Annotated in this window: 25 protein-coding genes and 1 pseudogene; 14 read left to right on the top strand and 12 right to left on the bottom strand. The window is 67.8% G+C overall.

Annotated elements, in window-relative coordinates:
* Positions 1-508 precede the first annotated feature (508 nt).
* Positions 509-1,081, top strand: a complete 573-nt coding sequence (locus tag AW272_RS18700; RefSeq protein WP_066366656.1) for a dihydrofolate reductase family protein — start codon at positions 509-511, stop codon at positions 1,079-1,081.
* A 98-nt stretch (positions 1,082-1,179) separates the two neighbouring features.
* Here AW272_RS18700 and AW272_RS18695 read toward each other — a convergent pair whose 3' ends face one another.
* The 3 genes from AW272_RS18695 to AW272_RS18685 all read right to left on the bottom strand — a co-directional run bounded on the left by AW272_RS18695 (position 1,180) and on the right by AW272_RS18685 (position 3,357).
* Positions 1,180-2,187, bottom strand: a complete 1,008-nt coding sequence (locus tag AW272_RS18695) for an RNA polymerase subunit sigma-70 (RefSeq protein WP_066366654.1) — start codon at positions 2,185-2,187, stop codon at positions 1,180-1,182.
* 271 nt (positions 2,188-2,458) lie between these two features.
* On the bottom strand, positions 2,459-2,950 hold the full coding sequence (locus AW272_RS18690) for a quercetin 2,3-dioxygenase (RefSeq protein ID WP_066366652.1): 492 nt from the start codon (positions 2,948-2,950) through the stop codon (positions 2,459-2,461).
* The gene (locus AW272_RS18685; RefSeq protein ID WP_066366651.1) at positions 2,947-3,357 is read right to left on the bottom strand and encodes a VOC family protein; all 411 of its coding nucleotides are present in this window, start codon (positions 3,355-3,357) and stop codon (positions 2,947-2,949) included. The genes AW272_RS18690 and AW272_RS18685 overlap by 4 nt, the downstream gene beginning before the upstream one ends.
* A 69-nt stretch (positions 3,358-3,426) precedes the next feature.
* Between AW272_RS18685 and AW272_RS18680 the strand changes: the two genes are divergently transcribed.
* Positions 3,427-4,071 carry a TetR/AcrR family transcriptional regulator gene (locus tag AW272_RS18680; protein ID WP_066366650.1) on the top strand — a complete coding sequence of 215 codons (645 nt, stop codon included), beginning with the start codon at positions 3,427-3,429 and terminating at the stop codon, positions 4,069-4,071.
* 120 nt (positions 4,072-4,191) lie between these two features.
* On the opposite strand, the gene AW272_RS18675 is transcribed toward AW272_RS18680, so the two are convergent.
* Positions 4,192-5,091 carry a cation diffusion facilitator family transporter gene (locus AW272_RS18675; protein WP_066366647.1) on the bottom strand — a complete coding sequence of 300 codons (900 nt, stop codon included), beginning with the start codon at positions 5,089-5,091 and terminating at the stop codon, positions 4,192-4,194.
* Positions 5,092-5,500: 409 nt separating this feature from the next.
* Here AW272_RS18675 and AW272_RS43205 point away from each other — a divergent pair, with 409 nt between their 5' ends.
* Together AW272_RS43205 and AW272_RS43200 are read left to right on the top strand one after the other, a co-directional pair.
* Positions 5,501-6,589, top strand: coding sequence for a ZIP family metal transporter (locus AW272_RS43205; protein ID WP_169807565.1), 1,089 nt, complete (start codon positions 5,501-5,503; stop codon positions 6,587-6,589).
* Positions 6,590-6,716: 127 nt separating this feature from the next.
* The gene (locus AW272_RS43200; protein WP_066366641.1) at positions 6,717-7,091 is read left to right on the top strand and encodes a DivIVA domain-containing protein; all 375 of its coding nucleotides are present in this window, start codon (positions 6,717-6,719) and stop codon (positions 7,089-7,091) included.
* A 14-nt stretch (positions 7,092-7,105) separates the two neighbouring features.
* Here AW272_RS43200 and AW272_RS18660 read toward each other — a convergent pair whose 3' ends face one another.
* Positions 7,106-7,516 (bottom strand): ArsR/SmtB family transcription factor, encoded by a 411-nt coding sequence (locus tag AW272_RS18660; RefSeq protein WP_066366637.1) that lies wholly within the window; start codon positions 7,514-7,516, stop codon positions 7,106-7,108.
* 124 nt (positions 7,517-7,640) lie between these two features.
* On the opposite strand from AW272_RS18660, the gene AW272_RS18655 reads away from it, so the two are divergent.
* On the top strand, positions 7,641-8,936 hold the full coding sequence (locus AW272_RS18655; protein ID WP_083958437.1) for a cation diffusion facilitator family transporter: 1,296 nt from the start codon (positions 7,641-7,643) through the stop codon (positions 8,934-8,936).
* On the opposite strand, the gene AW272_RS18650 is transcribed toward AW272_RS18655, so the two are convergent.
* Complete coding sequence (locus AW272_RS18650) at positions 8,937-9,881, bottom strand: coiled-coil domain-containing protein (protein ID WP_066366635.1); 945 nt, start codon at positions 9,879-9,881, stop codon at positions 8,937-8,939.
* A 188-nt stretch (positions 9,882-10,069) separates the two neighbouring features.
* On the bottom strand, positions 10,070-10,429 hold the full coding sequence (locus AW272_RS18645; protein WP_066366633.1) for a hypothetical protein: 360 nt from the start codon (positions 10,427-10,429) through the stop codon (positions 10,070-10,072).
* A gap of 139 nt (positions 10,430-10,568) precedes the next feature.
* Here AW272_RS18645 and AW272_RS18640 point away from each other — a divergent pair, with 139 nt between their 5' ends.
* Both AW272_RS18640 and AW272_RS18635 read left to right on the top strand, forming a co-directional pair.
* Positions 10,569-11,249 carry a DsbA family protein gene (locus AW272_RS18640; RefSeq protein ID WP_066366632.1) on the top strand — a complete coding sequence of 227 codons (681 nt, stop codon included), beginning with the start codon at positions 10,569-10,571 and terminating at the stop codon, positions 11,247-11,249.
* Complete coding sequence (locus AW272_RS18635; RefSeq protein WP_066366631.1) at positions 11,230-11,838, top strand: vitamin K epoxide reductase family protein; 609 nt, start codon at positions 11,230-11,232, stop codon at positions 11,836-11,838. The genes AW272_RS18640 and AW272_RS18635 overlap by 20 nt, the downstream gene beginning before the upstream one ends.
* On the opposite strand, the gene AW272_RS18630 is transcribed toward AW272_RS18635, so the two are convergent.
* Positions 11,835-12,176 (bottom strand): BlaI/MecI/CopY family transcriptional regulator, encoded by a 342-nt coding sequence (locus AW272_RS18630; protein ID WP_066366630.1) that lies wholly within the window; start codon positions 12,174-12,176, stop codon positions 11,835-11,837. The genes AW272_RS18635 and AW272_RS18630 overlap by 4 nt on opposite strands.
* Before the next feature lie 129 nt (positions 12,177-12,305).
* Between AW272_RS18630 and AW272_RS18625 the strand changes: the two genes are divergently transcribed.
* The 4 genes from AW272_RS18625 to AW272_RS18610 all read left to right on the top strand — a co-directional run bounded on the left by AW272_RS18625 (position 12,306) and on the right by AW272_RS18610 (position 16,270).
* Positions 12,306-12,680 carry a BlaI/MecI/CopY family transcriptional regulator gene (locus tag AW272_RS18625; protein ID WP_066366629.1) on the top strand — a complete coding sequence of 125 codons (375 nt, stop codon included), beginning with the start codon at positions 12,306-12,308 and terminating at the stop codon, positions 12,678-12,680.
* Positions 12,677-13,609 (top strand): M56 family metallopeptidase, encoded by a 933-nt coding sequence (locus AW272_RS18620; protein WP_066366628.1) that lies wholly within the window; start codon positions 12,677-12,679, stop codon positions 13,607-13,609. Before AW272_RS18625 ends, AW272_RS18620 begins: the two co-directional genes overlap by 4 nt.
* Before the next feature lie 69 nt (positions 13,610-13,678).
* On the top strand, positions 13,679-14,635 hold the full coding sequence (locus AW272_RS18615) for a C40 family peptidase (protein WP_245657615.1): 957 nt from the start codon (positions 13,679-13,681) through the stop codon (positions 14,633-14,635).
* Positions 14,636-14,776: 141 nt separating this feature from the next.
* On the top strand, positions 14,777-16,270 hold the full coding sequence (locus AW272_RS18610) for a CehA/McbA family metallohydrolase domain-containing protein (RefSeq protein ID WP_245657614.1): 1,494 nt from the start codon (positions 14,777-14,779) through the stop codon (positions 16,268-16,270).
* Between the two features lie 189 nt (positions 16,271-16,459).
* On the opposite strand, the gene AW272_RS18605 is transcribed toward AW272_RS18610, so the two are convergent.
* Both AW272_RS18605 and AW272_RS18600 read right to left on the bottom strand, forming a co-directional pair.
* Complete coding sequence (locus tag AW272_RS18605; protein ID WP_157518629.1) at positions 16,460-17,158, bottom strand: cation efflux transmembrane domain-containing protein; 699 nt, start codon at positions 17,156-17,158, stop codon at positions 16,460-16,462.
* Positions 17,155-17,517, bottom strand: a complete 363-nt coding sequence (locus tag AW272_RS18600; protein ID WP_066366624.1) for an ArsR/SmtB family transcription factor — start codon at positions 17,515-17,517, stop codon at positions 17,155-17,157. The genes AW272_RS18605 and AW272_RS18600 overlap by 4 nt, the downstream gene beginning before the upstream one ends.
* Before the next feature lie 605 nt (positions 17,518-18,122).
* On the opposite strand from AW272_RS18600, the gene AW272_RS18595 reads away from it, so the two are divergent.
* The gene (locus AW272_RS18595) at positions 18,123-18,677 is read left to right on the top strand and encodes a hypothetical protein (RefSeq protein WP_218010944.1); all 555 of its coding nucleotides are present in this window, start codon (positions 18,123-18,125) and stop codon (positions 18,675-18,677) included.
* Positions 18,678-18,787: 110 nt separating this feature from the next.
* Positions 18,788-19,792, top strand: coding sequence for an amidohydrolase family protein (locus AW272_RS18590; protein ID WP_066366622.1), 1,005 nt, complete (start codon positions 18,788-18,790; stop codon positions 19,790-19,792).
* A 15-nt stretch (positions 19,793-19,807) separates the two neighbouring features.
* On the opposite strand, the gene AW272_RS18585 is transcribed toward AW272_RS18590, so the two are convergent.
* Together AW272_RS18585 and AW272_RS18580 are read right to left on the bottom strand one after the other, a co-directional pair.
* Positions 19,808-20,092 carry an NUDIX hydrolase gene (locus tag AW272_RS18585; protein ID WP_218010943.1) on the bottom strand — a complete coding sequence of 95 codons (285 nt, stop codon included), beginning with the start codon at positions 20,090-20,092 and terminating at the stop codon, positions 19,808-19,810.
* Between the two features lie 17 nt (positions 20,093-20,109).
* Positions 20,110-20,661, bottom strand: a complete 552-nt coding sequence (locus AW272_RS18580; RefSeq protein ID WP_066366619.1) for an NADPH-dependent FMN reductase — start codon at positions 20,659-20,661, stop codon at positions 20,110-20,112.
* Positions 20,662-20,774: 113 nt separating this feature from the next.
* On the opposite strand from AW272_RS18580, the pseudogene AW272_RS18575 reads away from it, so the two are divergent.
* Positions 20,775-21,692: pseudogene (locus tag AW272_RS18575) on the top strand (cupin domain-containing protein); the annotation flags it as partial.
* Positions 21,693-21,766 lie beyond the last annotated feature (74 nt).

Here is a 21,766-nt window from a genome sequence, read left to right as displayed (position 1 = left end):
CGCTGACTCCTCGGCCGCCGCGTGTCCCTCTCCGCCGCGATGCCCGCGCTCATCTGAAAGTTCGTGTACGGCTACAAACCCCAACGGTGCAAAAGAAGATCGCGAAGCTCACCCGTATGATCAAGCTTCCTAGCCTCCGTTTCCGTTGCAGTTCGCCTGTGTCCGCCGCTGACCGTCAGAGGTCGCGTGTGCTCTGACCAGCGGATTTGGACAGTAACGAGCTTGAGAGGACTGCCCTTGACTGCGGATCCGGAGGCTCGTAACGCGTAGGTCTGGGGGTCGATTCCCCAAGGCGGCTCCACTCTTGACCAGGGCGTTTCCCTTCGGGGAGGCGTCCTGTGATCGTTTCCGGTTGCATTTCCTCCGGTGTCCGTGCAACTGCCGCCTGTGGCCGGAACTCATGGACCCCGCCGCGCGGCGGCCCGATCCGGTCGTGCTCGCGCACCGATGAGATTTCCGCGCCGCGCCCGTCTGTACGTGTGAGATCGACTCACAGGAGGCTGGCACGATGCGGAAACTGATCTTCGCCATGAACGTGACCCTGGACGGCTACATCGCCGCGCCCGGCGACGACCTCGGCTGGAGTGGAGGGGATGGACCGAGCACCGAACTGTTCCAGTGGTGGTCCGACCGGGTGGGGGCCACCGGCCTGGCGCTGTACGGGCGCAAGCTGTGGGAGGCGATGAGCCCCCATTGGCCGACCGCCGACCAGCAGCCTGGGGCCACACCGGCGGAGATCGAGTACGCCCGCCGCTGGCGCGATATGCCGAAGGTGGTGTTCTCGTCGACGGTCGACAAGGTCGACTGGAACACCCGACTCGTCACGGGTGACGCGGTCGCCGAGATCGCCCGGCTCAGGGCCGGGGACGGCGGCCCGATGGACATCGGCGGCGCGACGCTCGCGGCGGCGGCCATGCGGGCCGGGCTGATCGACGAGTACGTGCTGGTCACCGTGCCGGTCATAGTGGGCGGCGGCACGCCGTTCTTCACCGCGTTGGACAGCTGGGTGAACCTGGACCTGATCGAGACGCGGACATTTCCCGGCGGCGTCTTGCTGACCCGGTACGAGACGAGGCGATGAGCACGGGCGAGTGATGCCCCGCCGGGAACGCCGGCGGGGCGGTGGTGTTCAGCTGGTCGGGTGCTCATCCTGCGGTGACTTCGGGGACGCCGGCCTGATCACAGTGTCGCGGGCAGGCCCAGCCAGGGTTTGTCGGCGGCGCTGAATCCGGTGAGCTCGGCGATCTTCCCGTCGACGATGCGCAGGACCGCGATGGTGAACAGACGGTGTTCCGGGTTGTCGGGGGTGCGGAGGTACAGCACGGCGGCAGGCATGCGGTTGACCGTCGTGGCGATGCAGCGCCAGTCGTCGCGGCCGCGCTGGAAGAGCCCATTGGAGACCCAGCCGTCCACCGCGTCCTTGGCCGTGACGATCAAGGTGCCCGGCTTGGGCAGCATCGCGAAGCGCAGGTCGTCGCGCAGCAGGGCCATCAGCCCGTCGAGGTCGTTGCGCTCATGGGCGTCCATATATGACTTCACCACGCCGCGCTCGTCATCCGACAGCTCGTGCGTGGCGTGGCTCCGCCAGTCGAGGCGGCGGTCGGGCAGCTGCTCGCGCATCGTCACGCGCGCCCGCTGCAGTGCGCTGGTCACCGATGCGACGGTCAGCTCGAGGGCGTCGGCGGCCGTCGACGCCGGCCAGCCGAGGACGTCGCGCACGATGAACACCGCCCGCTGCCGCGGCGGCAGGTGCTGGACGGCGACGATGAACGCCAGCTCGATCGTCTCCCGCGCCACCACCGATTCTTGCGGGTCCTCCGGGAGCATGTGATCCGGGTAGGGCTGCAGGTAGCGCACTTCCGAGCCCGCGCCGGGCAGCTCGGCGGGCACGGGTGTGCGGTCGTTGCGCTTCTCCAGGAAGTCGAGGCAGGCGTTCGTCGCGATCCGGTACAGCCAGGTCCGCACCGCGGCGTGGCCCTTGAACGACTCCCGCTTGTTCCACACCCGCAGAAACGTCTCCTGCGTCATGTCCTGGGCGTCGTCGTAGTTGGCGAGCATCCGGTAGCAGTGCACCTGCAGCTCACGCCGGTAGCGCTCCGTGATGAAGGCGAACTGCGCCGCGTCGTTTGAGCGGGCCGCCGCGATGAACGCCGCCTCGTCGTCGCCTGGCAATCTGGCGTCGGTCATGGTCGTCAATCCTTCCGCAGGTGGCGAGGAGCTACCAGAACTGACGACGTGGCGGAGGATTTCTGAGCGGTGAAGCGGCTGACACCGAGGCGGTCCAACTCGCGGACCGTCCGTGTCGAACCGATACGAGCCTCTTCGCATTTCCTCCTAGAGCACTATCGCGCGGAGGCTCGTAGTGCGTGAGGGCGCCCTTCGTCGTTCCCGGAGCCGAAGCCGGCGGACGGTGGCCTTCGTCGGTGCGGGCGGACGCGTGCCGGCATGTGCGGCTCGGTCATTGTGCGGGTGAGCGTGGTGGCGGGCCGAGGATCTGTTGGTGGTGGCGCTGGGCAGCCGCGATCAGGCGGGGGAGGTCAGGTTCGGTGGGTTCGGGCAGGCCTGGCCCGGTCGCCGGGTGACCGATCTCGGTGATGAAGTCTTCGAACCCCGACGGCGCGGTGATCTGCAGACCGCGTACGGGACCCTGGGTGACGAGGAAGCTGTGGGGAATGCCGCGTGGCAGGAACGTGAAGTCTCCGGGCCCGGCGGTGAAGTGCTGGTCGCCGCACTCGACGCTGATCTCGCCGTCCAGGATGTAGAACCCCTCGTCCTCGACGCCGTGGACGTGCAGAGGCGGGCCGAAGCCGACCGGCGCGGACCATTCGATGAGCGTGAACGCCCCGCCGGTCTGGGCGGCGCCGGCTTTGATGTTCATCCGGGTGTTCAGGAACCACACCTGCGGCCCGTCGTCTGGAGTCAGCCGGTACCCCTTGGTGTCGAAGCTCATCGTTCGCCTCCGGCGTGCGCCTCGGCGGGGAAGTAGAGGCGCACCTCGATACCGTCCGGGTCACACAGGCCGACGAGCACCCGGCCCATGTGTCCGGCGACGATCTCGCCGTACGGCTGGCCGAGGTCCTCGAGGCGCTGCTGCCACGCGTCGAGGGCGGCCGACGTGGGGATGCGCAGGGCGAGCGGATCGAACCCGGCCAGCGCGGCCGCGCGCGCCGGGTCGTGACGCAGGGCGAGTTCGACGCTGCCGCCGGGATCGCGCATCGCCACTCCCATGAGCACGCCCTCCTCCATGAACTCGATGTGGGTTTGCAGGCCCAGCACGCGCGCGTACCAGTCGCGGCTGCGTGGCAGGTCGGCGACGGGCAGCTTGACGTGGTGGAAGCCGTTGACCGCGGTGTCCACGAGGTATCCCCTTCCGGCTGAGTTTGGCTAGAGCTAGCTCTAGCCATTCACTAGAGTACGATCTAGCGAATGAGCCAACGTGTCAAGGCGGAGGGCCAACCTGGCACGCGCCGCGTGGAGCAGGCGCGCGCCACCCGGCGCCGGATCATCGACCAGGCCGCCAGCCTGTTCATCGAGCACGGCTACGCGGCCACGACCCTCACCCAGATCGCCAAGGGCGCCGGCGTGGCGGTCCAGACGCTCTACTTCCACTTCGGAAACAAGGCGACGGTGCTCAAGGAGGTCGTCGACGTGCTGGCCGTCGGCGATGACAAGCCGGTGCCCCTGCTGGATCGGACCTGGGCTCAGCGTGTGCGCGACGAGCCGGACGGCCGGCGCGCGCTCGCGATCTGGGTGCGCAACGCCCGCGCGGTCTTCGGCCGGGTGGCACCGATCATGAAGATCGTGCGTGACGCGGTCGGCGCCGATCCGGAGATGGCCGCGCAGTGGCAGACCAACCTCGGGCAGCGTTACCTCGCGCAGCGCACGGTCGTGCAGCAGCTGGCCGAGAAGCACGCGCTGCGGCCAGGACTGACCGTGGACCGCGCAACGGACATCGTCTTCTGCCTCGTGAGTATCGAGGTCTATCAGCTGTTCACCATCGAACGGGGTTGGACACCCGCCCAGTGGGAGCGGTGGATCAAAGACACCCTCACCACCGCGATCCTCCCCTGAGCGCGGCACCCCGACACGACGAGGCGTCGGTCCCGCTGTCATCGTCGCGGTGAGCGATGCTGAGGATGGCTCCCGTCCGATCGGCGAGCTGGGCGAGTGGATCCAGCGCGCGGGAAAGCCCTACCAGCCGATCTCGTCGCAGCCCTGGTGTTCGCGGGGTTCGACCTGGAGCGTGGCGTGCGCGACGCCGTGTTTGCTCCGCAGCACGTCACGGGCTCGGTCCAGGACGGCGTGATTGTCGCCCGGATCGTCGGTGACGAGGTGGGCGGTCGCGACGTTCATTCCTGAGGTCAGCGTCCAGAGATGAAGGTCGTGGACGTCGCTCACCCCGTCGATGTCGGCCAGGTCCGTGGCCACCACTGTGGTGTCCATGCCCTCAGGTACGTGCTGGCCCAAAACTGCGAAGACCTGACGTCCCAGGCCGATCGCCCGGACGGCGACGAAGACGCCGATGACCAGGGCGGCCACCGTGTCCCAGAACGGTTGCCCGGTCGCGATGACCAGCCATCCCGCCACGATGACACCCACCGATCCGGCGGTGTCGGCCATGACCTCCAGGTACGCGCCCTTGACGTTGAGGCTCTCGCTGGCGCCCGAGCGAAGGAGGAACAGGGCGATGAGATTGATCACCAAGCCGATGCCACCCACCACGAGCATCAGTCCTGTCGAGACCTCCGCCGGTTCGCCGATACGGCCGATGGCCTCGAAAACGATGTAGATCGACACCCCGAGCATGAGGGCGACGGCGAGGAGCGAGGCGAAGACCTCGGCCCGGTAGGAACCATAAGTACGGCGGCCCGTGTTGTCGGGGCGGGTGGCCAGACGCGTGGCCAGCAACGCGGCGCCCAAGGTGACGACATCAGCGGCCATGTGGCCCGCGTCCGACAACAGAGCCAGGGAACCGGCGATTAAGCCGGCGACGAGTTCGACGACGAAGAACATGCCAACGAGAGCGAAGGACAGCGCTAGACGCCGGCGATGGCGACCTGCGGCGTGACCGTGTCCATGTCCGCTACTCATCAGTCCCACACTTCAACGTATGAGCAAGTATTCATATATCTAGATTTGCATCCCAGGTGGCGGCGACGCAAGGGGGCGTTTGAACTTCTGAACACCTGCTCATATGTTTGACTGTCTGTCGCGAGGAGATGACGCTCAGTAATAATCAGAGAAGGGAACGCCCATGATTGAGCCCCATCAGCACGCCGAGGACGAGGACTGCGTCGAGTCGGAGCGCCCGGCGGAGACGGAGTGCAAAGACCATGACCACCCCCACGAGCACTAGTCCGCGCTCGGCTTGATCGATCGTGGCCGGTCGGCAGGTGAAGACCTCTGGCCGGCCACACTTGCGAAGGGCCTCGACATGTTCTTTCTCCAGCCGGCGTTGGCGGCCCATGGTGCCGACGGTCCCCAGGACTGGACGGTATGGGTGGCGGTCCTGCTGGTGGCGCTGAGCACACTGGCCGGAGCATGGGCGGCTCGCCGGAGCATGGACAGGATCAGCGTCGTGCTGGGGGTGGCCTCGGCGCTGATGCTGATGACGGCCATGGCCGATCTCCTGCCCGATGCCTACGAAGAGGCGATGGAGTCGGGCGTTCCGCTCTGGTGGGTGGTGCTGGCCGGGCTCTTCGGTTTCCTGGTGATCGCGTACTTCACCCGGAACGGTTGCGGACACGGCCACGAGCGCGAGGTGGGTCTTCGGCATGCGCCGGGATTCCACCGCGCTCGAGCGGGCGCGGCGGGTGCCGCGATCGCCGGTGGAGCCGGGACCGCTGTCGCTCTGTCGGCGCACCGGGTGGTGGAGGGGGCGACGCTCGCCCTTGCCGCGTCTGTCGTCGTCATCCTCGCCCTGATGGTGCACTCCGCGAGCGAGGGAGTGGCGCTGGCGGCGATGATCGACGTCGCGGGACGATCGCTGGCTCCATGGCTGGTGCTCTCCTGCCTCAGCCCCGCCGCGGGCGTACTCATGGCCAAGGTCGTGAGCCTGCCCGAGCAGGCGATACCGCTGCTGCTCGGCCTGATCGCGGGCATTTTGCTCCGAACGGCGATCGTGGGCCTCGAACTCGCCCGCGACAGCCGCACGGGAAGGCTCAAGCCGCGAGAGTGGCTGGGGGGAGGGGCCGTGGTCGCGGCGGCTGTGGGACTGGTCTTCGGAGTGCCGCACCTGATGGAGTCCGGAGAGCCTGCGCCGCTCGTCGTGGCGAGACCCGCGCCAAGACCGATGCCGGCACCAGATCCGACTCCGGCGGCTTTCACCCCGGCGACGCGCGCCGATCTGCGGATGGCCTTCGCCGACGGCCGAATCCGATTGAGGCAACTCCTGGACAGGACAGACGTCGTGACGGTCAGTACCCACATCGGCTGGCTCCTGCAGGCGCTGCCCGGCTATGACACTGGTGCGATCGTGGCCATGTTGCGGCGCGGTGGAATCGGTGGGGGTACGCACATCGGAGACCTCAACGCCGCACAACGTCGGTACCTGCTCATTCGGCTCGACCCGATCGGGCGCGGGAAGTGACCCGGCCAGGTGCGATCCGGGGCATTGCGCTCCGTCCGCCACAATCGGCGCCTTCCACACGTTGCGGATCTTCGCCTGCCGCGCGGGCGCCCTTCAGTACGGTCTGAAAATCTGTTCATCTATACAGGTGAAGGCGGTGACGGTCATGGGCTACGGGCATGGCCATGGAACGGATACGATCCCGCATCTCGATCTCGGCATGTTCCCCGGAGATCGCGATGTCCTCACTCCCGCTGAGGTCCATCACACGATCTTCACCACGGTCCGGTTCCGGGTCGGCTACGACCCGCGTGAGGTCGACGCCTTCATGGCTCGCGCTGAAGCCACTGTCGGCGCGCTCCTCCGGGAGAACGGGGAGCTGCGCGCCCAGCTCTCTCGGACCGGCCTGCCCCAGGGAGATCCGGACGCGGGTCTGCGCGAGGCTCACCGGCAGGTGTCGGACGACGTCCAGCAGGCGATCGACCGGTATCGCGATCGGATCCAGGGGATCCTCAACGCCTGATGAGACCCGCCGGTTCAGGACTCGTCGCGCTCGGGGTGGATGGCGTCGGTGTGCTCGGTGTGCGCGACGGCCAGGTCGAGAAGCATCCGGACGTGCGCGTCGTCGAGCCGGTAGTAGGCCATGCGCCCGGCTCGGCGAACGGAGACGACGCGGTGCGCGCGCAGCAGTCGCAGGGCGTGCGACGCCGCTGATTCGCTCAGCCCGCTGACGACCGCGAGGTCGCACACACACAGCTCTCCCTCCAGCAGGGCGAGCAGGAGGCTGAGGCGGCGGGGATCGGCCAGGAGCCCGAAGATGTCGGCCGTGTCGACCAGGTCGGTCTCCGACGGCATTCGCGAGCGGACCACGGCGACGCGCTCGGGATTCACCACCTTCGCCGCGCAACTGTCGATGTCAGTCGCCTGCTCGGATGAAGAGCTCTGCATACGCACGACCTTATGCGGAATCCGAACGTGACGAGCTCTCGGTGAAGGCCGGACACCCTGCCTCGCCGGGTGATATCAACGTATGAGCAAATGAACAGATGTTGATGCTATCGAGGTAGGAGCCATGGCCAGCACGAACTCTCAGGAGACTCCCGATGCCGATCACGCACCCGAGCATGGACATGGCCACGGTCACGGGCATGGTCACGGCGTCGTTCCAGGGGCTGACCGGCGTTATCTGACGCTCGCGCTGGTCCTGCTGGTGGTGTTCATGGCCGGTGAAGTGGTGGTCGGGTTCATGGCCAACTCGCTGGCCCTGATCTCCGACGCCGGGCACATGCTGACCGACGCCAGCTCGATCGTCCTGGCTCTGATCGCGATGAGGCTCGCCGCCCGGCCTGCCAAGGGCGCGTACACCTTCGGGTGGAAACGGGCCGAGATCCTGTCGGCCCAGCTCAACGGCGCCACCTTTCTCATCCTGGTGGGCTACTTCCTGTACGAGGGCGTTCGCCGGCTCATCGACCCGCAGCCGGTGGAAGGCCCGCTGGTCCTCTACACCGCGCTGGCCGGCATCGTCGTCAACGCCGCCTGCACGTGGTTGTTGTCCAAGGCCAACCGGCAGAGCCTGAACGTCGAGGGCGCCTACCAGCACATCCTCAACGACATGTTCGCCTTCATGGCCACCGCCGTGGCCGGGGGAGTCGTCTGGCTGACCGGCTGGGAACGCGCCGACGCGGTGGCCGCACTGGTCGTGGCCCTCCTCATGGCCAAGGCCGCCGTGGGCCTGCTCCGCGAGTCCGGGCGGATCTTCCTGCAGGCCGCCCCCAAGGGCCTGAACCCAGATGCCATCGGCTCCGCCCTGGCCGCGCAGGACAAGGTCGTCGAGGTCCACGACCTTCACGTATGGACGGTGACCAGCGGCTACCCCTCCTTGTCCGCCCACGTCCTGGTCGAGGCAGGCACCGACATGCGCCGAGTCCGCGCCATCCTGAACAGGCTCCTGCGGGAGCGATTCCAGATCGAGCACGTCACCCTCGAAATGGATCTGGCCGACGAGACCGCTCCGCAGGCCGGCGCGGCCGGGCACTGCGGCGACGCACACGGCCCCAGCTACCCGGCCGCGCGCGAAGGCGGCATGGACCGCCTGGGCCGCGCCCTGCTCGTACCGCAACGGCGCCGCATTCTCATCGCGCTGGTCACCGGCTCGCGCGCCACGAATGAACTCGCCGAACGCCTGATGGTCACCCCGGCGGAGGTGGCCACGCATCTGGCCTGTCTCGAAGGGTGCGGCCTGGTGCGCGGGGGAGCAGGTGGCTACGAGCTGACCGACGACCGCCTGGCGCACGCGCTGTCGGATCTCCTGAGCTTCGGCCTGGTGGTGAAACACGAGGCCGCGTGCCTGGAACCGGCATCGGCGTGATCAGTACATCGAGATGTGGACGTGGTCCTGGTGGTTGGCCGTGACGCCGCCCCGGTTCGACATCGACCGCCAGCCAGAGCCCTGCCAGATCCGCTGGCGGTAGATGACGTATTTGACTCCCAGACGGCGGGAATTCTCGATGGCCCACGCCGCCAGCCGATCGCCCAGCGCGGCCTCGGCGGGAGTCGGCCACGTACCGCCAGAAGTGATCATGAAGTCGCAGGCCCGGCCGAGGGGATGTTCCCCGCCGTCCTGGAGGGACCGGTAACAGCCGACTCCGTCGGGCAGCGAGAAACGTTCTTTGACCTGGTCGCGGATCAGTCGCGTCCGGGGCGTGATGTAGTCGGGCCCGTCGGGAAGCTGCGGAACCCACGTGCCGTTGGGCCGCCGCCCGCTGGGTGTCAGGACCAACTGGTCGATCTTCTTCTTGATCTTGTCGATCGTGTCGTCGGCCTCGTCGCGTTGCGTGCGTAGCGTCTTGTCGCGTTTCTGGAGGTCCTGGCGTTTGTCCGTGGCGGACTCCTCCGCCCGGAGCCGTTGGTCGCGCAGTTTCTCCAGCCGGATGATGGCGGCATTGTTCTCCGCGGCCCGCTGGTGCAACAGGGCGGTGGTGTGGATGCGCTCGTGCGGTTCGGCGTCGCCGAAGGCGATCCCCGCGTTCGACGGCGCACCCTGGTAGCTGAGCGTGGCGAGGAGCGTGACCTGGCGTCGGGCGTCCTCGTAGGTTTGTTCGGCGGTTGCCAGCCGCTCCCCGGCCTGTTCTTCGGCGGCCCGCGCGTCTTCCAGCGCTACCCTGTTGGCGTTGTAGTCGCCGACGATCGCGTCATAGTCCTTCTGTAACTCGGCCAGCTCGCGCTTCAACTGCTCGGGCGTCGGCTTGCGTTCGGCGTCGGCGGAGGAGCCGACCATGAGGACGACGGTTGCCGTCGTGACCAATGCCGCCATCGCTCTCCGGGACACAGACCTCTTCCTCGCCAACTTTTACGCAATGTAGAAACAGCTCGCACAGTCTAGTCAGACTTGGTTTTCTCATGGCGAATCGGCGCGTAGCGCACCTGCGCCCAAAAGGCATCGGTCAGAGCAGCAGCAGGAGCGGGCCCGCATGATGGGCGAGGCTCGGAAAGGCGCTGAGCTCAGACGCTGATGTCCTCAAGCTCTCCGCCCGTCTTGTCCTGGAGGCTCTCCAGCAGGTCAGGCTTGGCGACGATGGCCCACAGCTCGCCGATCAGGTAGATGCCGCCCCACATCTGGGCGTAGTCGAGCCAGTCACGCTTGCCCTTCTCGGTGACGAAGGTGGTGATGGTGTAGCGGCCCTGAGGTGTCTCGCAGATGCCCTGGCGGAGCTCGTCGGCGTCGATCTGCAAGTAGGTGCCGGCGCAGCCGATCGCGGTGTACATCTGCTCGACACTGCGCGGCCCGCCCTCCGGCATCGACCCGCAGGCCGCGCACAGCAGGGCCGCGACGAGGGCGGCGGAGAACTTTATGGCGTCCACACCTGGGATACGCCACTCTTGTTTCTACGGTTCATAGAACTTCCCGCTATCTTCTACATTAGGTAGAAATTAGAGCGGAAGGACTGTCGTGACGACGTCAGAAGGCCGCGCCAAGGCGCGGCGAGCGAAGATCGATTCCATGCGGGCCCACAATCGGCAGCGGGACGCGCGCCTGCGCAACGTCAAAGTCACTCTCGCGGTCGTCGGGGTCTTCGTGCTCCTCGCGGTGGCGTTCGTGTTCATCGACAGGGCGACGAGCGATCCGAACGCCACTCTCGCGGCCGGCGAGACCCAGTATGTCCGCGCCGACAGTCACCGCCTCCAGACGGCCCCGGACGGCAAGGTGACACTGGTCGAGTTCCTCGACTTCGAGTGCGAGGCGTGCCTGTCGTACTTCCCCGTGGTGGAGAAACTGCGCGAGCAGTACGAGGGCAAGGTCACCTTCGTCGCCCGCTACTTCCCGATCCCCAGCCACTTCAACGCCGAGCGTGCGGCGCGGGCGGTGGAGGCCTCCGCGCAGCAGGGCAAGTTCGACGACATGTACAAGAAGATGTACGAGACCCAGAAGACGTGGGGTGAGAAGCAGGTCCCGGCCGACACCCTCTTCCGCGGGTTCGCCGAGGAGATGGGGCTCGACATGGCGAAGTGGGACAAGGACTTCGAAGACCCCGCCACGCTGGCACGGGTCAAGAAGGACGTGGCTGATGGTGAAGCGCTGGGAGTGGGCGGCACGCCGACCTTCTTCCTCAACGAGAAGAAGATCCAGCCGCAGTCCGAGGACGAGTTCAAGGCGGCCATCGATGCAGCTCTCGCAGGCTGAACCCCTCACGTCGCAGGAAGGCGACGAGGAGCCCTACCCCCGGCTCCTGCCTCGGCTGCTGGCGGCCGGAGGCCTGTTCGGCCTGGTGGCAGCCTTCATCCTGGCGGTCGAGAAGATCGCGCTGCTGAAAGATCCCTCATATGTGCCGAGTTGCAGCATCAACCCGGTGCTCTCGTGCGGCTCCGTGATGACCACGCCGCAGGCGGAGGCGTTCGGGTTCCCCAACCCGTTGCTCGGCATCGCGTCGTTCGCCGTGGTCACGACGGTCGGTGTGGTGCTGCTGGCCGGTGCCGTGCTGCCCCGGTGGGTGTGGCTGGGGTTGCAGGCCGGGGTGACCTTCGGTGTGGTCTTCGTGCACTGGCTCATCTATCAGAGCCTGTACGTCATCGGCGCCCTGTGTCCCTACTGCATGGTCGTGTGGGCGGTCACCATCCCGCTCTTCCTGTACGTCACCCTGCACAACCTGCGCCGACGCCCGGCGGCGTGGCTGCTGTCCGGCTACCACCTGCCCATCTTGGTGGCGTGGTATCTGGTGATCGTCGCCCTCATCGGGGTGCGGTTCTGGTCGTACTGGAGCACCCTGATCTAGTCGTCGCGGGCCTCCAGCGCATCGCGCAGTGCCGCCGCCACCTCGGGTGGCACGACACCGACGAAGCGCTGGACCGCCAGGGTGACGTCCCCGGCATCCTCCAGGGCCGCGCGCATCGCCTCCGCGACGACGGCGTCCTTCTCGACGGCGGCTTCATAGAGGTGGGCACGGCCGATCCGGCGACGACTGACCATGCCCTTCTTCGTGAGCCGCACGAGCACGGTGAGGACGGTCGTCGTCGCGGGACGGGACTCGAGACTTTCGGCGAGGTCCTGCGCGAAGATGCCGTCGGGCCGCTGCCAGAGGGCTTCCATGATCGCTCGTTCGAGGGTGCCCATGCGCACCGTGCTGCCTCCCGGCGGAAAGTTACTTCTATGCTGTGTAGAAGTTTAGCCGCCTTCGTCCACGTGCGGGCGCTCTACGATGCCCCGTAGGATTGGGCCGTTCTGGTCGGGGAGGTGTAGTTCATGGTCCGAGGCCTCGGCGAACTCGAAGCCACGATCATGGATCGGATGTGGTCCTACCGCAGGCCCGCCCTGGTGCGGGAGGTGCTGGACGACCTCCGTCGCGATCGGGAGATCGCCTACACGACCGTGATGACGGTGATGGACAAGCTGCACACCAAGGGCCTGCTCAAGCGGTGGCTCGACGGCCGTGCCTACGTCTACGAGGCGGTGACCTCGAAAGAGGCCTACACCGCCGACCTCATGCGCGAGTCCCTCGCCGGCAGTGGCAACCAGGCCGCCACGCTCGTCCACTTCCTGGAACGGCTGACCCCTGAGGAAGCCGCGGCCATGGAGGCGGCGCTGCGGGTGATCCCGCCGTCCACCAGGCGATCATGATCGTCGCCCTCGTCCTGGTCGTGTACGCGGCCGTCGCCTCGGTAGCCATGCCCTCCTTGATGGCCGGTACGAAACTGGCCGAGCGAGCGCCCCGGCTCGCCATCGCCGTCTGGCAGGCGGCCAGTTTCTCCGTCGTCGCCTCCCTGCTCCTCGCGGTCTTCGTGGTGGTCGTCCCGGCTCACCTCGTGGGTCACGGGCTGGCCGATCTCTTCGAGGCGTGCGCCGAGTTGCTCTCGTCCCGGATCGACCTGGGCTCGGCCGCCACGGTCACCGCGCTGACCTTGGGGGCGGTCGTCTGCGCGCGGATGGCGTACACCACCATCGCTGTTCTCTGGCAGTCCCGCCAGGCCCGGGGTAGGCATGGCGACGCCCTGGCCCTGATCGGCCATCACGACGCGGAGCTGGACGCCCTCGTCGTCGACTACGACGAAGGCCTCGCCTACTGCCTGCCCGGCCGGAACGGGCACGCCGTCATCACCACCGGCGCGCTGGGCGCGCTGACGCCCGCGCAGGTCGCGGCCGTTCTCGCCCACGAGCACGCGCATCTGCGCGGCCGCCACCACCTGGTGCTCGCCGCGGCCGAGGCGCTCGATCGCGCGTTCCCCGGCGTGCCGCTCTTCCGCTCCGGCCGCAGTGAGGCGGCGCGGCTGATCGAGCTGCTGGCCGACGACGTCGCCGCCCGGCGCCACGAGCGGGTGGACATCGCGGCCGCCTTGGTGGGGCTCGCCACGGGGCGGGTGCCCGCCTTCACGCTCGGAGCCGGAGGGGAGACGGCTCTTGTCCGGGTGCTGCGGATGCTGAGTCCCGAGGCGCCTCTCGGGCGGGCCGAGCGCCTGGCCGGCGTGTTCGCGGTGGTACTGCTCATCGGCGGTCCGGCCGCCATGGCCGTCATGCCGGGAATCAGCGAGATGATCGCCCATCACGGCTGAAGTCCGGCGGGGCACATGCCATCTTCTGTACGATTTCGCCTACGTCGGCAAGTACTAAGGAGCATAGTAGTGACGCCTCGCGTGGGAATTGCGACGGTCCTCGCCCTCGTCGTCACGATCGTGCTGACCGGGAGCGCCGTCGCGGACCCACCGCCAACGATTCCCCAGGCCAGGGCGAAGCTGGTCAAGCTCAACGAACGCGCCGACGAGATCGTCGAGAAGTACAACCGAGCCACCGAGGCGTACAAGAAAGCCGGCAAGAAGCACCAGCGCCTCAACGCCGAGTTGAAACGGCAGAGCGCGACCGCCGACGTGCTGCGCGACAACCTCGCCGGCCTCGCGGTCAACACCTATCAGTACGGCGGGATGGACCCATGGGGTTCATTCATGGACTCCGGCGGCGGGTCGATGGCGCTGGTCAGTCAAATGGCGCTGACCGCCGAGGCGGAACTGGCGGCCTTCGAGGTCGCGACGCGCGAACTGCGTGAGCGCCGGGACGCCGCCAAGACGGTACTGGCCGAGGCGAAGGCGGCGCAGGCCGAGATCCGCACCGAGAGGGCCAAGGTCGAGAAGCTGAAGACCCAGCAGACCGCGCTCTTACGCCGGTTGGGCGCCTTCCGGGTCGGCAACCCCGACAGCGTCGGCATCACGTACACGGGGCCTGCGTCCGGGAACGCGCGGGCCGCCTTGCAGTTCGGCTTCGCGCAGGTCGGCAAGCCCTACCAGTTCGGGGCCACGGGGCCGGGTTCCTACGACTGCTCCGGCTTCACTCAGGCCAGCTGGCGTGCGGCGGGCGTCCAGCTTCCCCGCACCACCTACGAACAGTGGGCCTGGGGCGCGACCCGTCGAGTCTCCCTCGACGAACTCCAGCCGGGCGACCTCCTCTTCAGCAAGGGCCTCGGACACATGGGCATGTACGCGGGCGACGGCAAGATGGTCCACTCCCCGCAGACGGGCGACGTCGTCAAGGTGGTCGACCTGGACGACTACTGGCGGACGCGACTGCTCGGCGCCGTGCGCCCGTGAGGACGCTCGCACTTCACGGTGATTTCGGCCATATGGCGTCGTTAGTTCTCTATAAGCGCGTTAGCTATTTATGTCCTGTTCAGCCGGTCGCTGGAGGCTCATCTGTTGCACCCTTCTCGTAAGTGAGCGGAAGGCTCAGACGTGACAGACAAGCACCACGAAGAGACCGAAGGCGGCATGTCGCGCCGCCAGCTGGTCAGGTACGCGGGCATCGGCGCCACCCTGGTCGCCGCAGGCCAGGTGGCGACCACCGGCACGGCCGCCGCCGACGACAAGCACGGCAACGACAAGCCCTCGTCGTCCAAGGGCCGGATGTGGCGCGCGGGCGACCACCATGTGCACTCGGAGTACAGCGGAGCGTTCGACACCTCCGTGACCCCGCCCAAGTTCAGCAAGGGCGCGGACGCGGTCTACCCGATCGTGACCAACGCGATCATGGCGAAGCACTTCGGCCTCACTTGGGCCATGTGCACCGACCACGGTGGGCCGAACCACTCGAAGGTGAACCTGGAGCAGGCCTACCCCGACCTGCTGCGCTCGCGCATCCTCGTACCGGATGTCCTGCAGTTCTGGGGCATGGAGTTCGACGCGCCCGCGCTCGACCACCACACCCTGATGATCCCGCACCACAGCGGCGAGGCTCAGCAGCTGTTCGAGCTGGAGAAGCACTACGCCAAGCTCGAGGCCTTCCCGGTCGACCCGGGCCGCGACACCGAGGCCAAGATGGTCGAGTTCCTCAAGGCCGCCAAGGGCATGGGCAACAAGCCGCTGGTGATCGCCCACCACGCCTCGCGCTCGGCCACGGGCCTGGGCGTGTACGGCCTGGACACCCCCAAGGAGTTCCGCAACGGCAACAACGCCGCCCCCGACATCTACGTCGGCTTCGAGGGCGCCCCCGGCCACCAGGCCGGTCCGCTGAACGGCGGCGCGCGCGGCGGTTACGGCAACCACCCCACCTACGGCGGCTTCGACCAGATGACCGCCCGCGTGGGCGGCCTGTGGGACTCGCTGCTCGGCGAAGGCCGGCGCTGGTGGATCACCGCGACCTCCGACTCGCACGTGCACTGGACCCGCGGCGGCTCCGACTTCTGGCCGGGTGAGTACAGCAAGACCTATGTGTACGCCCGCCAGGACTACGCCGACATCATGGACGGCCTGCGCAACGGCCGGATCTGGGTCACCACCGGCGACCTGATCACCAGCCTCGACCTGACCGCGAGCGGCCAGGGCCGTGAGGCGGCGAGCGGCGAGACCATCATGCTCAGCCGCCGCAACCGCAGCGACGTCGAGATCGAGATCAGGTTCCGCCCGCGCACGGTCGTCAACGGCAACGGCGTCCGCCCCCAGGTCCGCCGCGTCGACCTGATCACCGGCCAGATCACCGGCCCGAACGCCGACGTGAACGCCGACACCAACCCCACCACCAAGGTCGTGGCCCGCTTCGGCCCCCGCGACTGGCACAAGCAGGGCAGCGAGTACGTCATCCGCCACACCCTGCGCAATGTCGAGTCCGACATGTACGCCCGGGTACGCGGCACCAGCACCGACGAGGCCGAGCCGCTGGCCGACGGGAAGGAGAGCCCGTGGGACGACCTGTGGTTCTACTCCAACCCGGTCTTCGTCCAGTTCCGCTGACCCCATGAGCAGACGGCCTCTCCCGTGTCCCTGAGAGAGGCCGTCTCCACGATCACGCCGACTTCAGAAGCGTCGCCAGGTCGGGAGGGTGCCGCCATCGCTCTTGGAGACTGGTGGACGTTCGGGCCGCGCCCATTTCGGCTCGGTAGGCGACACGTACTCGGTCGGGCATCCGGCCGATCACGGTCTTCAATCCTTGCAGCAGCCGTCGCCGCAGCCATCCGCGCTGGATGTGGCTGTTGCCGCGCCGGCCATGGGCATCGGGGCGCAGCAGGCGTCCCCGCGCCAGGCCTCGCGGCCTTCCTTGACCGCGACGGCGGCGATGATCAGGGCGGCGATGGGGTCAGCCCAGGACCAGCCGAAGAGGCTGTTGAGCGCCAGGCCGACGAGCAGGACGCCGGACAGATAGGTGCACAGGAGGGTCTGCTTGGAGTCGGCGACGGCACTGGCCGAGCCCAGCTCACGCCCGGTCCGGCGCTGTGCGTACGACAGGAAAGGCATGATCAGCAGGGACAGGCCCGCCAGGATGAGCCCGGCCGTGGAGTGTTCGGCCTGACCGGTGCCGAGCAGGGCCCGCACGGCGTCGAAGGTCACGTAGGCGGCCAGCGCGAAGAACGAGACCGCGATCACGCGCAGCGCCGTCTTCTCGCGGCGTTCGTGATCGGTGACGGAGAACTGCCAGGCGACCGCGGCGGCCGAGGCGACTTCGACGATGGAGTCGAGGCCGAAGCCGATGAGCGCGGCCGAGGAGGCGATGGTTCCGGCGGTGATCGCCACCCCGGCTTCGATGACGTTGTAGGTGATCGTGGCGGCGACGAGCCAGCGGATTCGGCCCTGCAACAAAGCGCGACGGGTCGGATTTGGGCCGATTCCAGGAATGGTCGTCACGACGCCTCCTCGACGGGGCAGAGAGCCACCTCGTAACCGGTCGCCAGAAGCAGGTGTTCCGCCGAAGCGAGCAGGTCCATCAGCTCGGGGCGGGTGAGGGCGTAGAAGGACTGCCGGCCCTCCGTCCGGAAGTCGACGAGACCACAGCCGCGCAGGCACGCCAGATGCTTGGAGACCGTGGACTGAGCCAGGCCGAGCTCTCCGGTCAGGTCGACGACGCGGGCCTCGCCCTTGGTGAGGCGCTGGACGATGTGCAGCCGGGTCTCATCGGCCAGGGAATGGAACAGGGCAGCCGCGGGGGAGACGCCAGCGGCGATGTCCGCGCTGACGCAGCGTCCGGACTCATTATCGATCGCCATATCGCGATGATATTCTCCGAACCGAATTCATCGCTAGATGGCGATGTCATCTTTCTTGTTGGGGGCCATACCCAACCGACTCTGCCGTCAAGGACCTTGCTTGACTCGCGGCCTGCTGCGGCAACCACGGTGGAGCAGCCTCAGATGACGACGAAGCGGGAAGAGCCCAAGGCCATGCTGTGCTCGCCTCCGGCAGCGAGCGCGACCAGGCTGTACAGGTTGCCCAGCGCCCTACGCCCGCGTCTTCCACACTCCCGGCCCCGGATTCCTGACCGTGGGGGACGACGGCCACCACTACCGGTCGGAACTGGCCGCCCACGTCTCCGCCGCGCAGGACGACCATCGCTACGCCCCTGGGCGCCGCCGCCGCGCACTGGGCGCTGGTCCGCCTGGAACGGCTGGCCAGGGTCGATTCCGAACCTCAGAAACGTCAGCTGGTCGCCCTCATGGAGTCCACCGCCAGGGCCCTGACCGCGTACCCGAATCTGCGGGGCTGGGCCGAGCGTACCGCCGACGCGCTGAGGCGGCGCTGGCCCGAAGCCGACCGGGATTTCGGCCGGTTACCGATGTACACCCGGCGTTGAATGAGGACCTACGATGGCGCGGTGACCAGCACTGGTGCGGTTCCCGACCGGTTCGGCGACCTGTGGTCCAAGGAGCGTGATCGGCAGAACGCCGCGTACACGGCGATGATGCGGGCGACCGGGCATCCGGTCTCATGGGCATACGAGGTCTGGGACGCCGTCGTCGCCAACCTGCGTCACGACGACAACCACAACCGGGCGATCGCCGCGCAGGTCCTCTGCAACCTGGCGATCAGCGATCCGGACCTGCGGATCCTCGGCTGCCTCGACCCGCTGATCCACGTGACCAGGGACAGCCGATTCGTGACCGCGCGACACTGTCTGCAGTCGCTGTGGAAGATCGGGCTCGCCGGCCCTGACCAGCGGAATGCCGTCGTGGCCGCGCTCGCCGCCCGGTTCGCGGACGCCGCCCCGGAGAAGAATGCCACGCTCATCCGCTTCGACATCGTCGTAGGGCTGCGGAACCTGTACAAGGCCACCGGCGACGAGACCATCGAGCCGCAGGCGTTGGCCCTGGTCGAAACCGAGAACGATCCCAAATACCGCGGCAAGTACGCCAAAGCCTGGAGACAGTGAACATCAGGGTCGATGGCCGCTGATCTCCCCCGACAGACCTTTGCCTCGGCTGTCAGCGCCGGGTTCTAGCGTGGTGACAGAGCCTTCTTCGGGCTGAGGGAGTGGGTCACATGCGAGCCGTGATCGGTGTCGAGGAGCACGCGTGGACCGCTGAGCTGCGGGCCGCCCTGCTGGCGGACGGCGGAGGCGACGCGGTCGACCGCAGGAACAGCCAAGGGGAGATCAACCGGCGCCTCCTCGACGTCGGGGCGGAGCGGCTGGCCTGGATGGACGACACCGGCGTGGACACGCAGGTGCTGTCGATCGCGAGCCCGGGTACGCAACCCCTGCCGCCGCAGGAGGCGGTGCCGCTGGCCCGGGACGCGAACGACTTCCTCGCCGACACCGTCAGGCGTCATCCGCGCCGGTTCGCGGCGTTCGCCACGTTGCCGATGGGCGATCCGCCGGCCGCTGCGGCGGAGTTGGAGCGGGCGGTGGGCCGGCTGGGTCTCGTCGGCGCGATGATCTTTCCCCGTGCGCGGGGGGTGTTCCTCGACCGTGATGTCTTCCGGCCCGTCTTCGCCGCGGCGGCTGAGCTGGGGGTCCCGCTGTATCTTCATCCGGCGGTGCCGCCGCGGGCGATCGGTGAGGATCTGTACGGCGGATTCGACGACCCGACCGGCATGCTGCTCACCACCGCGGGCTGGGGGTGGCATGCGGAGACCGGGCTGGCGGCGCTCCGGCTGATCCTGGCCGGCACCTTCGACCGGCACCCCGGGCTGCAGATCATCCTGGGGCACTGGGGCGAGATGCTCGTGCCGTTCGCCGATCGGGCCGATCTGCTCAGCAGGGACGCCACCTACCTGGAGCGGCGGATTCTCGACTACATCACCGGCAACCTCAACGTCACCGCCGGCGGCATTTTCAGCCACCGGATGCTCAGGCAGGCCGTCGACGTGCTCGGCCCCGACCGGGTGATGTTCGGCGCCGACACCCCGTTCGGCCCTGCCGCCGATGCCCGTGCCTTCGTGGACGCCGCCCCGATCAGCGCGGACGACAAGGCGAAGCTCGCTCACCTGAACGCCGAGAATCTCCTCGGGCTGCCTCGTCGCGTCAGGGCGGCCTCGGTGCCTTGACCGGTCGGTCTCGGCTCAGGACCAGAGTTCGAAGGGCTCGTCGATCTCCTCTTCGGCCAGGAAGGCGTCCAAGAGGGAAGGCAGGTTGCGCGGGTAGAAACGTCCGTCGCTCGTGACGACATCGGCGATGGGCCACCACTTGAAGTCGAAGTAGTCCTCCTTCTCGTAGTCCAGCCGCTCGGACTCGTCGATGCCCGGACCGGGACCGGGCAGCCGCACCAGGACGACCACCTCGTTCTGCACGTGGCGGGTGTTCCGGTGCCGGAAGGAGGCCCTGCGCCGCCACGTCGGCGCCCCCACCTGCGCCCACCTCCAGTTCAGTTCCTGAGTGGACGCAGGGCGCCGCCCCAGGCGAGGACCTGGTCGAGGACGACGTTCAGCCGGTCCTCGTGGGTGGTGGCGGGCTTGAAGCCGTCTGTGAAGTCGGTGTGGATCGACAGTCCGACCTGGTTCGACACGGTGGCCACGCTGAGCAGGCCGAAAACGTGCCGCAGGTGGGAGATCGCGCGGGGTGCGCCGTCGACGCCGTAGCCGACGAAACCGGCCGCCTTGTTGGTCCACTCCGAGTACAGGAAGTCGATGGCGTTCTTCAGCGCGCCTGGGTAGGAGTTGTTGTATTCGGGGGTCACGATCACGAACGCGTCCAGGGGCGAGATCGTGGCCGACCAGCGCTTGGTGTGTTCGTGCTGGTAGTTGCCCATGGCGGGGTGCTGGGGCTCGTCGAGGTTGCCCAGGTTGTGGTCTTTCAGGTCGATGAGTTCATAGTCGGCGTCGCCTCGTTTGACCGCCAGATCGCGGACCCAGTGGGCCACCGCCTCGCCGTTGCGGCCGGGACGGGTGCTGCCCAGGATGATGCCTACCTTCAGCATGACGGTTCTCCCTCAATCGGTTACCTGAACCACATTAGGGAGACCAGTTGAGATACTGAATGCTCTGCAGTCCACCATTTATACGCCAGCGTCTCAGGTCGTAGACTCGTCGCATGGACATGCTCAGCGAGGTGGTGGCCTTCATGCGGGGCGGGCGTCCCGCCTCCTCCCACGTCTCCTGGCGGGCGCCCTGGGGTGTGTCGTTCCTCGTGCCGCCCGGGTCCTCGGGTTTCCACCTGGTGCTGCGCGGCTCCTGCTGGCTCATTCCCCTGGACGGCGAGCCTGTCCCGCTGAGCGTGGGGGACCTGGTGTTCCTGCCGCACAGCGGTTCGTTCGGGCTGGCCGACGATCCGGCGAGGCCGCTGGTCGAGTCTGACTGCTCCCTACATTCGGAGTTGTTCGCGTCGGCCGGTTCCGGTGGCGCCGGGACCGAGACGGTGATCCTTTCCTGCAGCTACCGCCTGGACCCCGACCGGACCCATCCGATCCTGGAGGCGCTGCCCGACGTGATCCACCTGCCCGCGACGCTCGGCAGCCATCCGGAGCTGCGGGCCGCCGTCGAGCTGCTGGCCGCCGAGATCGAAAACCCGCGTCTCGGCACCGACACCGTCGTGACGTCGCTGCTGGACATGATGCAGCTGTACGTCCTGCGGGCCTACTTCGAGACTCAGGAAGAGCCCTGCACCCTGTCCGGCTGGGCCGCCGCGATGGCCGATCCCGTCGTCGGACGCGCGCTCGACGCCATCCACCGCGACCCGGCCCGGCGCTGGACGGTCGAGTCGCTCGGCGCCCACGCGGGCATGTCGCGAGCCGGCTTCGCCCGCCGTTTCACGGCGTTGGTCGGGCAGCCGCCGCTGGCGTATCTGACCTGGTGGCGGTTGATGAGCGCGGCGCGCATGCTGGGCGACTCGGACGCGTCGGTGGCGGAGGTGGCCGAGCGGGTGGGATACGGGTCGGAGTTCGCCTTCGGCAACGCCTTCAAGCGGGAGCTGGGTCTCGCGCCGGGCCGGTATCGGCGCCGAGCCGCGATGGACCGGGGCACGTCTTCAGAGGGTCATGTCGTGGCGGCGCGTCGTTTTGAGTTGCATATCCCTGTCTCCGATGA

Source organism: Herbidospora mongoliensis (assembly GCF_001570545.1).
Classification (GTDB): Bacteria; Actinomycetota; Actinomycetes; order Streptosporangiales; family Streptosporangiaceae; genus Herbidospora; species Herbidospora mongoliensis.
This window is presented reverse-complemented; position numbering and strand designations above follow the sequence as displayed.